The 14,670-nt window shown below is 72.6% G+C and carries 10 protein-coding genes and 1 riboswitch; all 10 genes read left to right on the forward strand.

The window, feature by feature from the left end; genetic code table 11:
• The first annotated feature begins 220 nt into the window (after window positions 1-220).
• The 10 genes from ABTX81_RS30150 to ABTX81_RS30195 all read left to right on the forward strand — a co-directional run bounded on the left by ABTX81_RS30150 (window position 221) and on the right by ABTX81_RS30195 (window position 14,636).
• Complete coding sequence (locus tag ABTX81_RS30150) at window positions 221-901, forward strand: transglycosylase family protein (protein ID WP_350552052.1); 681 nt, start codon at window positions 221-223, stop codon at window positions 899-901.
• 846 nt (window positions 902-1,747) lie between these two features.
• Window positions 1,748-2,773, forward strand: a complete 1,026-nt coding sequence (locus ABTX81_RS30155) for a LacI family DNA-binding transcriptional regulator (protein ID WP_350552055.1) — start codon at window positions 1,748-1,750, stop codon at window positions 2,771-2,773.
• A gap of 1 nt (window position 2,774) precedes the next feature.
• The gene (locus tag ABTX81_RS30160; RefSeq protein ID WP_350552096.1) at window positions 2,775-4,370 is read left to right on the forward strand and encodes an FAD-dependent oxidoreductase; all 1,596 of its coding nucleotides are present in this window, start codon (window positions 2,775-2,777) and stop codon (window positions 4,368-4,370) included.
• Between the two features lie 29 nt (window positions 4,371-4,399).
• Window positions 4,400-5,683 (forward strand): ABC transporter substrate-binding protein, encoded by a 1,284-nt coding sequence (locus ABTX81_RS30165; RefSeq protein ID WP_350552058.1) that lies wholly within the window; start codon window positions 4,400-4,402, stop codon window positions 5,681-5,683.
• A 2-nt stretch (window positions 5,684-5,685) separates the two neighbouring features.
• A complete protein-coding gene (locus tag ABTX81_RS30170) occupies window positions 5,686-6,648 on the forward strand; it encodes a carbohydrate ABC transporter permease (RefSeq protein ID WP_350552060.1) in 963 nt (320 codons plus the stop codon).
• On the forward strand, window positions 6,638-7,477 hold the full coding sequence (locus tag ABTX81_RS30175; protein ID WP_350552063.1) for a carbohydrate ABC transporter permease: 840 nt from the start codon (window positions 6,638-6,640) through the stop codon (window positions 7,475-7,477). The genes ABTX81_RS30170 and ABTX81_RS30175 overlap by 11 nt, the downstream gene beginning before the upstream one ends.
• Window positions 7,474-8,547 (forward strand): ROK family protein, encoded by a 1,074-nt coding sequence (locus tag ABTX81_RS30180; protein ID WP_350552066.1) that lies wholly within the window; start codon window positions 7,474-7,476, stop codon window positions 8,545-8,547. The genes ABTX81_RS30175 and ABTX81_RS30180 overlap by 4 nt, the downstream gene beginning before the upstream one ends.
• Window positions 8,544-9,245, forward strand: a complete 702-nt coding sequence (locus ABTX81_RS30185) for an N-acetylmannosamine-6-phosphate 2-epimerase (protein ID WP_350552069.1) — start codon at window positions 8,544-8,546, stop codon at window positions 9,243-9,245. Before ABTX81_RS30180 ends, ABTX81_RS30185 begins: the two co-directional genes overlap by 4 nt.
• Window positions 9,242-10,885, forward strand: a complete 1,644-nt coding sequence (locus ABTX81_RS30190; RefSeq protein ID WP_350552072.1) for a DUF4127 family protein — start codon at window positions 9,242-9,244, stop codon at window positions 10,883-10,885. The genes ABTX81_RS30185 and ABTX81_RS30190 overlap by 4 nt, the downstream gene beginning before the upstream one ends.
• 250 nt (window positions 10,886-11,135) lie before the next feature.
• Window positions 11,136-11,248: riboswitch (SAM riboswitch) on the forward strand.
• 265 nt (window positions 11,249-11,513) lie between these two features.
• Window positions 11,514-14,636 carry a helix-turn-helix transcriptional regulator gene (locus ABTX81_RS30195; protein WP_350552075.1) on the forward strand — a complete coding sequence of 1,041 codons (3,123 nt, stop codon included), beginning with the start codon at window positions 11,514-11,516 and terminating at the stop codon, window positions 14,634-14,636.
• Window positions 14,637-14,670: the final 34 nt, after the last annotated feature.

Below are 14,670 nucleotides of genomic sequence, written 5' to 3' on the forward strand. Positions count from 1 at the left end.
ATCCCGTTCACCCCGCCGGCCGGACCGCCTCTTGGGCGTGCGGTCGGTGCCACTGCGTCGCCCGGCTCCGGACTGCTCGGGAACGGGCCGCCCTTGGAGTGATCGGTGGCCGCCGCCCGGAGGAGATGCCGGTCGTTCCGGCGGTGGCATGTCATCGGGCGGGGACGGATGGCCCGGGCGCTGCGGTGCCCGGTCCTCGTCCCCGAGCTGTGGAGTCCCCATGCCGGTCGTGCCCGTGCCGATGCGCCGTCTGTTCGCCCTGCTGCTGCTCCTGCTGGCCTTCGTCGCCGCGTTCGGGGGACCGGGTTCGCCGCCGGCCGGCGCGGCGCCCGTGGGCACGGGGCCGAGGACGGGGGTGGACTGGGACGCGCTGGCCCGGTGCGAGAGCGGTGGGCGCTGGAACGCGAACACGGGGAACGGCTACTACGGAGGCCTGCAGTTCGACGCGGCGACCTGGCGCTCCAACGGCGGGTCGGCCTACGCGCCGCGCGCGGACCGGGCGACGAGGGAGCAGCAGATCGCGGTGGCCGAGCACCTGGCCGAGCGTCGGGGTCTCGCGCCGTGGCCGGCGTGTGGTGCGAGGCTCACCCGTGGGGGCGAGCGTCCCGCCGCTCACGCCGAAGCCCGGGACCGGGGCCACCGGCCCGCGCGGACCCGGCCGCCCGCGCCCACCCTGCCCGCGCACCCGCACGCCGGCGCGACGGGCCGTGACACGGATGGCGACGATGACACCGAGGGCCCGGGCGTGTGGACGGTGCGCGAGGGCGACACCCTGAGCGCCATCGCGGAGGTGTCCGGGTTCGACGGTGGCTGGCCGGCCCTGTTCGCCGTCAACCGTGCCGCCATCGGCGAGGACCCCGATCTGCTGCTGCCCGGCCAGGTCCTCACCCTGGCCCGCTGACCCGCGGTCCCGCCCCTTGCCCAGGCGGCCGTCGACGGAGTGCCTCGGGGCCGGTGAGTCGCGGCGACGGTGCCGGTGGACCGCCGCGCACGGACATCGGCCTTCGGCGGCGGGCTGCGTGAGGTGTTCCAGGTGTTCACCTGATGGGCCTGCTCCGCGGCGCGGGGCTCCTGCGGTCCGGACCGTCGTGTCGCGGCCGGGCATGGCGGGGGTGGTTCGTGGCACGTTCGCTGCGGATCACGGCTGCCTGCGGGCGGCGGTGACGGTGTGTCAGAGAGGGTGCGGTGGCGGCCAGGATCGCCGCCAGTGCGGGGGGAACGAGTAACAGCACCATGGCCACGGTCATCGACGCCTCCCGGGGTGGGGATCGGATGCCTCCCGTCTGCCCCGTCCCGGGGGCATGTCAGGGTGAACCGGACGCGTCGGCTTCCTGGCCGGCGGGCCGGGGCCCGGCGCAGATGTTTCGGCATGCGGCGGATCGCGGAGGGCCGACCCGCTTCGATCTCGGGAGTCGCTCGGCACTGCGTCGATGAGGGTCGGGGAACCGGCGGCCTTGGTGGCTAACGGATGGTAGTCGGCGCAAGGACCCAGGAGAGGTCGCCGGAGCTCGGTCGGCGCCCCAGTGGACAACGGATGAACGGGCGCTTGCCACCTCGGGAACGCGAGGGCGGGGCAAATCGGTCGGTGTTGCGAAATGTCGACCGCCTGCCTGGATTTTCCAAGAACCCTGGCAAAGTCCATCAGGACCGTTGACACCGCGTAACGGCCCGAGTAGCGTCACTGATCACCGAGTTGATAATACGTATTATCAGCGAGGGCTTCAGTAGCCTCCGGAGGAGTCCCCCCGTGCCAAGGATCACGCAGCGTGACATCGCTCGCCTCGCCGGTGTAAGCCAGGCGGTGGTCTCGCTCGTGCTGAACAAGAGGACCGACGCGACGACCCGCATCGCTCCCGAGACCAGACAGCGCGTCCTCGACGTGATCCGGGAGACCGGGTACGCGGCCGACCCCGTGGCCCGCCGCATGGTGCGTCAGCTCAACCAGATCATCGGCGTGTTCACCTACGAATCGGTGTTCCCGAGCACCAGCGCCGACTTCTACTACCCGTTCCTGCGCGGCATCGAGGAGTGTGCCGAGCAGCTCAGGTGCGACCTGCTGCTGTTCACCAGCGCTCCGGTCGTCGACGGGCGGCGCAAGGTGTTCCACGAGAACAACCGGCTGCGGATCGCCGACGGCTGCATCCTGCTCGGCCGGGACATACCGCACGACGAGCTGGCCCGGCTGAACCGCGAGAACTACCCGTTCGTGGCAGTCGGCCGACGCGACGACGCGGGTGGCCCGGTGCCCTGCGTGGGGGCGGACTACGCCGCCGCCACCCAGAAGCTGGTCGAGCGGGCCCGGGAGCTCGGGCACCGGGAGTTCGCCTACGTCGGGGCGGGGGAGGGAGCGGAGTCCGCCGACGACCGGATGAACGGGTTCCGCGCCGGCACCCGGGGGAGCGGCCGGCACGAGCGGACAGCCGGCCGATCCGCGGGCGAGACCCTGGACGCGCTGCTCGCCGCCGGGGTGACCGTCGCCGTGGTCGAGGGCTACGCCGACGGGATCGCGCTGATCCGGGCGGCCCGGGAGCGAGGCGTCGACGTGCCCGGTGACCTGTCGGTCGTGGTGACCGGCGTACCGGCCGAGTCGGCGGACGCCGACATCGCGAGCACCGGCTTCCGCATTCCGCGCCGGGAGATGGGCTGGCAGTCGGTGGAACTCCTCGCCGCCTTACTGGAAGACCGGTCGAGCGCCACGCTCCAGCGGCTTCTGCCGTGCCACTTCGTCGAGGGGCAGACCCTCGGCGAACCGAGAAAGGACCGTTTTGACTGAGATACGCAGCGACGTGCTGGTGGTCGGCGGAGGGCTGGGCGGCGTCGCCGCGGCGCTCGCCGCCGCCCGCGCCGGCCGGACCGTGGTGCTGACCGAGGAGTTCGACTGGATCGGCGGGCAGCTCACCAGCCAGGCAGTGCCGCCGGACGAGCATTCCTGGGTGGAGCAGTTCGGCGTCACGGCCAGCTACCGGGCCCTGCGCGACGGCATCCGCGACTACTACCGCCGGAACTACCCGCTCACCGAGCGGGCCAGGGCCCGCCTCGAACTGAACCCCGGCGGGGGCTGGGTGAGCAAGCTCTGCCACGAACCGCGGGTCGCGGTGGCGGTCATCGAGGAGATGCTGGCGCCCTACCGCGCCAGCGGGCGGCTCACCGTCCTCCAGCCGTACCGGCCGACCGCCGCCGACACCGACGGCGACCGGGTGACCGCGGTGACCCTGACGCACCGCGACACCGGCGAGCAGGTCCACGCCACCGCCTCCTACGTGCTGGACGCCACCGAGACCGGCGACCTGCTGCCGCTCACCGGCACCGAGTACGTCACCGGCTTCGAGTCCGCCGCCGTCACCGGCGAGCCGAGCGCCCCGCAGGCCGCCCAGCCGCTGAACATGCAGGCCGTATCGGTGTGTTTCGCCATGGACCACGTCGACGGCGACCACACCATCGACAAGCCCGCGGAGTACGACTTCTGGCGGTCCTACCGGCCCGAGGTGTGGGGCGGACCACTGTTGTCCTGGCAGTACCCGCACCCCAGGACGCTGGAGCGGGTGGGGCACGATTTCAGCCCCAACCCCAGCGACGACCCGCTGACGGTCAACGCCGACCAGCGCGTCAACCCCGGCAACGCCAACCTGTGGACGTTCCGCCGGATCGCCGCCCGACGCACCTTCACCGACGGCGCGTACCCCAGCGACATCACCCTGGTCAACTGGCCGATGATCGACTACCTCGAAGGCCCGGTCCTCGACGTCCCCGATGCCGCCGACCACCTGCGCCGGGCCAGGGAGCTGAGCTTCGCCTTCCTGTACTGGATGCAGACCGAGGCGCCCCGCCCGGACGGCGGCACCGGATTCCCGGGGCTGCGGCTGCGCGGCGACATCACCGGCGGCACCGACGGCCTGGCCCAGGCCCCGTACATCCGCGAGGCGCGCCGGATCAAGGCCGACTACACCGTCGTCGAGCAGGACCTCTCGCTCGCCGTCCGCGGGGAGCGGGGCGCCGTGCGGTACCCGGACTCCGTCGGCCTGGGCATGTACCGGATCGACCTGCACCCCTCGACGGGCGGCGACAACTACATCGACGTCGGCTGCAGCCCGTTCGAGATCCCGCTGGGCGCGCTCCTCCCGCAGAGGATCGAGAACCTCCTGCCCGCCGGCAAGAACATCGGCACCACCCACATCACCAACGGCGCCTACCGGGTCCACCCGGTCGAGTGGAACATCGGGGAGGCCGCCGGCGCGCTCGCCGCCTTCTGCCTCGCCCACGGCACCCGCCCCCGTGCGGTCCGGGAGACCCCCGAGCTCCTCTCGGCCTTCCAGGACCAGCTCACCGCGGCCGGCGTCGAACTGCGCTGGCCCGACATCACGGGCTACTAGGCCTCCACGCACCACCGAGGGAGAACATCATGTCGATACGTAGAGGGCTGGCCACGGCCGCCGCCGCGATGTCCGCCACGCTGGTCCTGGCCGCGTGCGGTGGAGAGGGCTCGGGGGGCGACAAGGGTCCGGTGAGCCTGCGGATGACGGTCTGGACGTCCAACAAGCCGCACCTGACGCTCTTCAACGAGATCGCCGCCGAGTACATGAAGGCCCACCCCGAGATCAAGGAGATCAAGTTCGACCCGCTGCCGTTCGAGAGCTACAGCACGGCGCTCACCACCCAGATGACCGGCGGCAACGCCCCCGACCTCGCCTGGGTCTTCGAGACGGACGCGGTCGACTTCGTCAGCTCCGGGGCCCTGGTGCCGCTCGACGACACCCTGAAGCAGACCAGCGGCTACCAGTACGAGGACCTGATCCCGAGCACCACCAAGCTCTGGAAGCGCGACGACAAGCTGTACGCGTACCCGTTCTCCACCTCGCCGTTCGGTGTCTTCGTCAACCGCGACCTGCTGAAGCAGGCCGGCCAGAAGACCCCGGACGAGCTCATCAAGGAGGGCAGGTGGGACTGGACGACCGTGCTCGCCGAGGGCGCCGAGGTGCACCGCTCCACCGGCAAGGCCGGCATCGTGATCCGTGACTTCGAGTACAAGGAATGGAGCAACGCGGCCACCTTCTGGGGCGGTTGGAAGGCCGAGCCCTGGAGCGCCGACGGCAGGACCTGCACCTTCGACAGCGCGCCGATGGTCGACGCGATGACCACCCTGCACAAGGGGATCTTCGAGGACAAGGCGATGCCGGGGCCCGGCGAGTCCGCCGACTTCTTCACCGGTGACGCGGCGATGACCATCACCCAGATCAGCCGGGGGGCGCTGCTGGACGGGGTCAAGTTCGATTGGGACCTGGTGCCGCTGCCGGCCGGTCCGGGCGGTGACTACTCGGTGATCGGCCAGGCCGGCATCGGCGTGGTCAAGCGGGGCGGTCACACCAAGGAGGCCAAGGACTTCCTCGCCTACTTCACCAACCCGCAGAACGCCGCCAAGTTCGCCGCCTACTTCCCGCCGCCCCGGGACTCCCTCCTCACCGCGGAGAACCTGGCCAAGACCAACCCGCTGCTGAAGACCGAGCAGCTCGAAAGCGTGGTCGTCAACGGTGTCAAGAAGGGTGTGGTCAAGCCGGGCCACGCCGGCCAGGCCGAACTCGCCCAGCGGGTCCGCGCCGGGCTGGACCCGCTGTGGACGCCGAACGCCGACGTCAAGGGCGTCCTCGGCGACCTGTGCAAGAACATCTCCCCGCTGCTGGAGAAGTGACCATGTCCGTCTCCCCGCGAACAGCGGTGGCGGACCTGCCCAAGGGCGGGTCCGCCCCCGCGGGGCAACCGCCGCGACGTCCGTTCTGGACCCGGCGCCGACGTGACCAGCTCGCCGGTCTCGCGTTCATCACGCCCCAACTCCTCGGCAGCGCCGTCTTCGTGCTGCTGCCCATCGCCCTGGTCCTCCGGTACAGCCTGTATGAGTGGAACGTGCTGGCCGGCGACTTCCACTACACGGGCGGCGACAACTACACCCAGCTGCTGGACGACGCCAACCTGCCCCAGGTACTGAAGTCCACGGCCCTGTTCTCGGTCGGCCTGGTGGTGCTCAACCTCGGCCTGGCCCTCCTGCTCGCCGTTCTGCTCAACCAGAAGTTGCGCGGAATGACGGTGTTCCGCACGCTGTTCTTCTCTCCCGTCGTGGTGTCGCTGGTCGCCTGGACCATCGTGTGGGGCTTCCTGCTCCAGAACAACGGCGGCATCAACGGCCTGCTGCACACCGTCGGCATCGACGGACCCAACTGGCTGCGCGGCGAGGGCACCGCCATGGTCTCGGTCATCGTCGTGCAGGTGTTCAAGAACGTCGGTCTGAACATGGTGCTGTTCCTCGCCGCCCTCCAGGGCGTGCCCAAGGAGCTGTACGAGGCGGCCCGGGTCGACGGGGCCGGCGCGTGGGTCCGGTTCCGGTCCATCACCCTGCCGCTGATCAGCCCGACCATCCTGCTGACGTCGGTGATCACCATCGTGGGTTCGCTCCAGGTGTTCGCGCAGATCGCGGTGCTCACCCAGGGCGGCCCGAAGCTGTCCACCACCGTGCTCGTCTACTACCTCTACCAGCAGGCTTTCCAGTTCCATCACTTCGGCTACGGCGCGACCCTGTCCATCCTGCTGCTGCTGATCGTGCTGGCGCTCACCGTGCTGCAGTGGCAGATGCGCAAGAGGTGGGTCTTCCATGAATCGTAAACTCCCGCTGCGCACCCGAGTCGCCCTGTACGGCCTGCTCTGCGTGCTCGCGATCCCCTTCGTCTTCCCGACCTGGTGGATGGTGACGTCGTCGTTCAAGCCCATCGGCGACATCTTCGCCTACCCGCCGAAGCTCTTCCCGACCGATCCGACGGTTTCGGCCTACAAGGACGTCTTCGACGGGCGCCCGTTCGTCCAGCAGTACGTCAACAGCCTCTACATCGCCGCGCTGGTGACGGCGGGGACGATGATCGTGTCCTCGCTCGCCGGGTACGCCTTCGCCCGCATCAGGTTCCGCGGCCAGAACGCGCTGTTCCTGGTGGTGCTGGTGGGCCTGCTCATCCCGAGCGAGGTCACCATCGTCCCGCTCTTCCAGATGTTCAACGACCTCGGCCTGACCAACACCCACTGGCCGCTGATCCTGGTGCCGGTCTTCGGCGCGCCGAGCGTCATGGCCACGTTCATCATGCGGCAGTTCTTCATCAGCCTGCCCAATGAACTGGAGGAGGCCGCCCGGATCGACGGCATCGGCTACTTCGGCACGTTCCGGCGGATCGCCCTGCCGCTCGCCAGGCCGGCGCTCGGCGCCGTCGCGATCTTCACCTTCCTGCAGAGCTGGAACCTCTACCTGGAGCCGGTGGTGTACCTCTCCTCGCCGGAGAAGTTCACCCTGCCGCAGGCGCTCACCCAGTACGTGGACTCCTACGGCGGGGCCATGTGGAACGTCCAGCTCGCCGCGGCGTCGCTGACCGCGATCCCGGTGCTGATCGTGTTCGTCATCGCCCAGAAGCAGTTCATCGAGGGCCTCGCCCACACGGGGCTGAAGTGAACGCCGTACTCGGCATCGACATCGGCGGCACCAAGACGCTGGCCGCCCTCGTCGGACCCGACGGCGCCGTGCTCGACCAGGCGCGAGCCGACACCCCGGCCGCGCAGGGCCCGGACGCGGTACTGCGGACCGCCGCCGACCTGGCCCGGCGCCTCGGCGGCGCCGGCCCGGTCGGCGTCGGTGCCGCGGGTCTTATCGACCCGGCCACCGGCGTCGTCCGGTACGCCACCGACTCCCTGCCCGGCTGGGCCGGGACACCGGTGGCCGATGAGCTGGCCCGGCGCATCGGCCGACCGGTCGTGGTGGACAACGACGTCAACGCCGCCGCCCTCGGCGAGAGCTGGGCCGGGGCCGCCCGCGGTCACGCACATGTGCTGTTGGTCGCGGTCGGCACCGGTCTCGGCGGCGGCCTGGTCCGCGGCGGCGCCGTCGACCACGGGGCGCGCGGCGGCGCCGGAGAGGCGGCTCATCTTCCGGCGCCGGACGCCGACGGGCTGACCTGCGGCTGCGGGCGCACCGGACACCTGGAGGGCGTGGCCTCCGGAACCGGGCTCGCCCGCGCCTATCGGCTGCGCACCGGGGCGGAGGTCACCGGCCGGGAGGTCGCCGCGCGCTGCGCCGCCGGCGACGCGGCCGCCGCGGAGGTCCTCGCCACCGCCGGCCACGCCCTCGGCCGGGCCCTCGCGGGTCTGGTGGCGCTGCTCGATCCGCAGACGGTGGTGGTGGCCGGAGGCGCCGGAGGAGTGCTGCTGCCGTACGCCCGAAGCGCGTATGCCGCCGAGCGGCTGCCGGTCCACGCCGACGTGACGCTGGTCCCGGCCGCGCTCGGTGACGCAGCGGTCGCCGTCGGCGCGGCCCGCGCGGCGATGACCCGGCGGGCCATGTCCCTGCCGTCCGACCGGGGGCCGTCCGACCGGGGGCCGTCCCGCCGGGGGCCGTCCGGTCCGGGGCCTGCCGGTCCTGGTCCTGGGCAGGTCGATCCCGGGTCTGCCGGTCCCGCTCCCGCCGAACCCCGCAGCCGGCCGCGGTCGGTCACCTTCCCGCACACCACCGAAACGGAGCCCCAGTGAACGTTCTCGACACCCTCCGCGGCGGCCTGGTGGTCTCCTGCCAGCCGCTGCCGGACGAACCCGCCGACCCGATGCGCGACACGTCCGTGCAGGCAAGGGTCGCCGCCGCCGCGGTCCTCGGCGGCGCGGCCGGCATCCGCGCCAACTCCCCCGAGGACATCGCCGCCGTACGGGCGGCGGTGGACGTGCCGGTCATCGGCCTGTGGAAGGACGGCCCCGGACCGGTCGTCATCACGCCGACCAGCAGGCACGCCCGAGCCGTCGCGCAGGCCGGGGCGCACCTGGTCGCCATCGACGCCACCGACCGTTCGCGGCCCGAGTCGTTCGCGGCGGTCGTCGCCGCCGCGCACGCCGCCGGGGCCCTCGTCCTGGCGGACGTGTCCACCGAGGCGGAGGGACGGGCCGCGGCCGACGCGGGTGCCGACGCCGTCGCCACCACGCTCTCCGGCTACACCTCGCACACCCCGAAGACCCCGGGGCCCGATCTCGGCCTGCTGGAACGCCTGGTCGCGCGGCTGTCCGTTCCGGTGATCGCCGAAGGCCGCTACCGCACGGCGGACGACCTGCGACGCGCCTACGCCGCGGGGGCACACGCCGTGGTGGTGGGTAACGCCATCACCTCACCCCTGTACCTGACCAGGGAGCTGGCCCGGTCGGTTCCCGCTCACACCGACGCGAACGGAGTGCACCACCGATGAGAAGACGCACCGTCCTTGCCGCCGGAGCCGCCGTCCTGGCCGCCCCGCTGCTGGGCCTCACCCCGCAGGCAGCCACTGCGGCCCCGCGTCCGGGCCGCCGGATCGCCCTCGTCCCCCTCGACGACCGGCCCGTCAACGTCTACTGCCCGACCATGACCGCCGCCGTCGCCGGCGTCGACCTCGTACTGCCGCCGCGCGAGACCCTCGGCCGTTTCTTCCAGCCCGGGGACGGCGCGGCCGTCGCCCGCTGGCTGGGCTCGGTCGGCGCGGACGAGTACGTGATCTCGGTGAGCATGCTCGCCTACGGCGGCCTGATCGCCTCCCGCACGGGCACGCCCACCCTTGAGTCGGCGCGGGCCAACATCGCGGCGATCCGGGCACTGCGGGCGGCCCGGCCGAGCGCGCAGATCGTGGTCCACGACACCATCCAGCGCCTCGCGTTGACCCCCGGCAACCCCGACCTCGAACAGTACGTGGCCGCGCTGGTCGAGTGGGCCAAGCTGTACGACCAGGTGGAGAACCTCGGCCGGGAAGATCTGCGGCCCCGGCTCACGGCGGTGCGGGCCACCATCCCGGACGCGGTGGTCGACGACTACCTGAGGGCGCGGGCCCGCAACCACGAGGTCAACCGGCAGATGGTCGAGTGGGTCGCCGACGGCACCATCAGCCATCTGGTGCTCTCCGAGGACGACACCGCCCCGGTGGGCCTGGCCCGGGCCGAACGCGTCGAGCTCGAAGAGCTGGTCGAGCAGTTGGGGGTCGGCCGGCGGGTCGAGGTCTTCCCCGGCGCGGACGAGGTCGACGCGCTGCTGGTCGCCCGGCTGATCGCCGCGGGCACCTCGCCCACCTACCGGGTGGAGTACGCCGGGATCTCCGGCGAGCAGTGGACGGCGGAACTCGAGGGCATCCCGTTCGCCGAGAACATCCGCCGGCACGTGAAGTCCGTCGGCGGCGCCGTCGTCGACGGCCGCGCCGACCTGGTGCTCATGGTCAACACCCCTTCAGCGAACAAGGACCAGCGGGCGGCCGACCTCGCCGCGTTCGCCCGCCGGGTCGCCGGGCTGACGGCGGCGGGGGAGTCGGTCGTCGTGGTGGACCCGGTCTTCGTCAACCGCGCCGACCACGACCTGGTGGCCGAGCTGGAACAGCGCGTCGACCTGGCCGCGCTGCTGTCGTACTCCGGCTGGAACACCGGCGGCAACGCCCTCGGTCTGGCCCTGGCCCACGGCACGGCCCGCTGGGCCTTCCTGAAGCGTTCGACCAGCGGAATGGGGGTACCGGCGCTGACCGCGCCGGGCCGGGCGCACGCGGAGTACCTGCTCTACCGGTTCGTCAAGGACGACCACTGGAAGAACGTCCTCCAGAAGGCCGCCTACGCGGAGGCCAGGGCCAAGGGGTGGAACCCGTTGAACCTGACGGCCGAGCAGAAAGCCCTCTTCGACGGTTGGGTCCAGGACCGCCTCGCCCCGGTGACCCGCCAGTACTTCGGCGACCACTTCGCCGGCCACCACCTCGTCCTCGGCCACCGCGGCGCGACCACCCGCACCGCCAGGCTCGCCGCCGTCAGCGACGTCCGCATCGAACTGCCGTGGGACCGCCTCTTCGAGGTGACGCTCGAACCCCACCTCACGCTGGCCTGAGAAAGTGTCGGGTAGTTGATCAACTGCATGGTGTGAGGCGGAGGAGGTGATCTTCGCGGTCGCGTCGACCGCGAAGATCACTGTCATGTGTGCCTGTTCGCGCAGGCCGGTCCCGCACGACCGCGGTGATGGCCTCGCACTCATTTCGGTCGCACCACGCGAGGACCGCCGCGGCTTCTTCGCTGTCCCCGGCCGGCCCTTGACGGAAATTCATTGACGGGCCGAGCTGGCCCTTTCTAGACTTGTCGGTGGCGAAGAGTGTCAGTCGCACGGCCCCGGCCGACTGACCGGCAACCCCCACACTGCGGTGGGGTGCCCCGGGGATAAGCCAGGTGGCATGGCGTCATGCCGCAAGCGCAGTCGTGTGCCCCATTGGGGGGGATGGAGATGGTCGTGGGCCAGGGGGCGGGTGGACGTCGCATGGTCGGGCTCCGGTTGGTGGCGAGGCTTGACATCGACCTGCTGAGGCGTGCCAGTTCCCTGTGTCGTTGACGGAGGTCGGCCGAGGGCCGGAGCACGGGTGTGCCGTCCGGTGGGCCGACAGGATGACCCGACCATGAACTTCGCGATTCCCGTGTAGGGGGCGCCGTACGGCCGCGCTCCCGCGTGGCTTGCTCCAGGAGTACGGATGTCCATCGCCCCGGTGCGTTTGACGCACGACCTTCCGAGAACGCTGCCGGCCGGCCGGGAGGCCGAGTACCGGCACCTCGCGCAGGCACTGGAAGGGTGCGAAGCCGGCGTCGGCGCGGTCGTCGCGCTGCACGGCTCGGTGGGCAGCGGCCGCAGCGAGCTGCTGTACGCCTTCAGCGACATGGCGGCCGAGCGCGGCGCCACCGTACTGATGGGCACGGGTTCCCCGCTGGAGCGCGACTTCCCGCTGTGCCTGGCCCGGCAGTTGCTGCAGAGCGCCCCGCTGGAGCCCGCGGAGGAGGCCGCGGCGGAGACCTTGCTCGCGCAGGGCGCGGTGGAGGCCGCCCACCGGGCCCGGACGGCCGGAGCGGGATCCCCGGAGGGTCTGGAGGGCCGGCTGGGACAGCCCACCCTGGAGGGGCTGTTCGGTCTGGTGCGGGGGCTGGCCGCGCGAGGACCGGTGCTGATCGCGGTCGACGATCGGCAGGACGCCGACCCCCAGTCGCTGGAGTTCCTGCTGTACCTGGTGCGGCGGACCAGGAACGCCGGCGTGCTGACCGTCCTCAGCTCGCGCGAGACCATGACCCCGCCGAACCCCTTCTTCGAGGTGGAGCTGGCGCGCCAGCCGCACCACCGGCAGGTCAGGCTGGACGTCCTGTCGGGCGAGCTGGTGGTGCAGATCCTGCGCGAACGTTTCGGCGAGGAGGTGGCGGCCCGCGTGGGGCGCGAGGTGCACGACCTGACTGGCGGAAACCCCCTGCTGGTACACGCGCTGATGGGCGATCAGGAACGCGCCAGGACGCCGAACGCCCTGGTGGCCGGGGAGGGCTACCGGCGCGGACTGATGCACTGCCTGCACCGGATCGACCCGCTGGCGCTGCGGTACGCCCGCGGCGTCGCGATCCTCGGGGCCGCGGCGAGCCCGTCGCTGCTGGCCGAACTGCTGCTGCTGCCCGCCGAGGCACTGCCGCGGGCGCTCTACCTGCTGCACGCGGCAGGGCTTTTCAGGGACGGCGGCTTCCGGCACCCCAGCGCGCCCGGGGACCTGCTCGCCGCGATGCGGCCCGAGGAACTGGCAAGCCTCCACGAGCGCGCCGCCCGCCTTCTGCGCGCTGCCGGGGCCGAACCCGGGACGGTGGCCGCGCACACCCGTGCCGCCAAGGGCTACCGGCGTCCGCCGTGGCACGCGGCGCCCGCCGCCCGCGCGGCGGCGGAGGACGGACCGGCGGGGGCATGGGCGGCTGCGGCGGCGCTGCCCCCGGGCACTGAGGCGGGGTGGCCCGGAGGAGGCGGGGCGCAGGAGACCGCGCCGTCGGCGGTCAGGGCGGACCCGAAGGGCTCGGCGGAGTCGCTTCCGCTCTACGCCGGGTCGGGCTCGGGGGCCGGGGGTGTCGAGCCGCTGTCGTCGGTCGGGTCGTCCGCGTACCCGTCGGTGGCGGGCGGCGGCGGATCGGCGCTCGACGACGCGGTGGTGGTCCGCTGTGTGCCGTCGCTGCCCGGGACGTACGGGGAGGGTGCGGGCGCGCTGCGGCACGAGCTGAAGGAGATCCGGCACCTGTTCTGGCAGGGCCGTCCGGAGGAGGGCGTGGCCGCGCTGGAGCGATTCGAGGCGGGTGCGGGAGGCACCGGGGCCAGCGCGGGGCTGCGGTCGTGGCTGGCCTACTGGTATCCGTCGTTGCTGCCTCAGCAGCCCGGGGACGCGGGGCACGGGGCAGAAGCGGCCGGCGGCATGGGGCTGCTGGCGGGGCTGCTGGCCGGGACGACCGCGATCGGCGCGGCGGTGGTGCGGGCGGAGGCGCTCCTGAAGGACGGCCGGCCGGGCCATCGGGGCGTGGAGGGGCCGGGCATGGAGGCGCTGAGTGCGGCGCTGACGGTCCTGTTGTACGCGGACCGCGGGGACCGGGCCGCGTACTGGTGCGGCGTGCTGTCGGAGCGGGGCACGTTGCGGTGCGGCACCCCGTGGCAGGCGCTGTACTCCGCGCTGCGGGCCGAGGCGGCGCTGCGCCAGGGCGACCTGCGGACGGCGGACGAGGCCGCGAGGGCGGCGTTCGCCCAGGTCACCCCGGATGCCTGGGGCGTGGCGGTCGGCCTGCCGCTGTCGACGATGGTGGCGGCGAGGACGGCGCTCGGCCTGCACCAGGACGCGGCGCGGTTCCTGGAACTCGTGGTGCCGGAGGCGATGGCGCGGACGCCCGGCGGGCTGCACCTGCGGTACGCCAGGGCCGGGCATCTCCTGGCGGTGGGTCGCGCGGAGGAGGCCCTCGGGGAGTACCGGGCGTGCGGCGACACGATGGCCCGCTGGGGCGTGGAGCACCTGCCGGCGATGGCGCCGTGGCGGCTCGGGGCGGCCCGGGCGCAGCGGGCGCTGGGTCGTCCGCAGGCAGCGGCGTTCCTGGCGGACCAGCAGCTCGCCCGTCTGGGCGAGGGGGGTCCGCTGCGGCTGCGCGGTCAGGCGCTGGTCATCCGGGCGTCGGCCGGGGCGCGGGACGAGAGCACCGCGCTGCTGGAGCAGGCGGTGGAGCTGCTGGAGGAGGCGGGTGCCGAGGCCGACCTGGCGGGGGCGCTGGCCGAGTTGAGCGAGGCACAGCTGACGGACGGCGACCCTGGCGGTGCCCGGCTGACGGGCCGTCGGCTGCGCCGCAGTCCGGCACTTTCGGTTGTCCCGGGGGTCATGCCATCGGCCGGCGGTCACCCGGCGAAGGCGCACCCGGCGGTGGGGCACGCGGTGCTCGCACAGCCGGCGGTGGCGCATCCGGCGGTGGCGCAGGCGCTCGTCGCGCAGCCGGTAGCCGTGCAGCCGCAGCCCGCCCGTCCGACCGCTGCGCGACAAGCCGTCGTGCCCCCGGCGGAAGGGCTGTCGGACGCCGAGCGGAGGGTGGTCGAACTGGCCGTCCACGGTCTGTCCAACCGGGACATCGCGCGCAAGCTGTTCATCACGGTGAGCACCGTGGAGCAGCACTTGACGAAGGTGTACCGGAAGTTGGGGGTCCGCCGGCGGATGGACCTGGTGGCGGTGATCGGAGCGGGCGAGCGCGGTGCCGCCGCGGCCGCTTCCCCGCCCGGGGCCTCGGCCGGGGTGCCGTACGGCCTCGGCGCTAGGGGTACGACAGGGGTTGCCTAGGGGCCCGGCGGGCCGGACCGGCGGGGGAGGCTGC

The organism is Kitasatospora sp. NPDC097605, from assembly GCF_040302725.1.
Lineage (GTDB): Bacteria > Actinomycetota > Actinomycetes > Streptomycetales > Streptomycetaceae > Kitasatospora.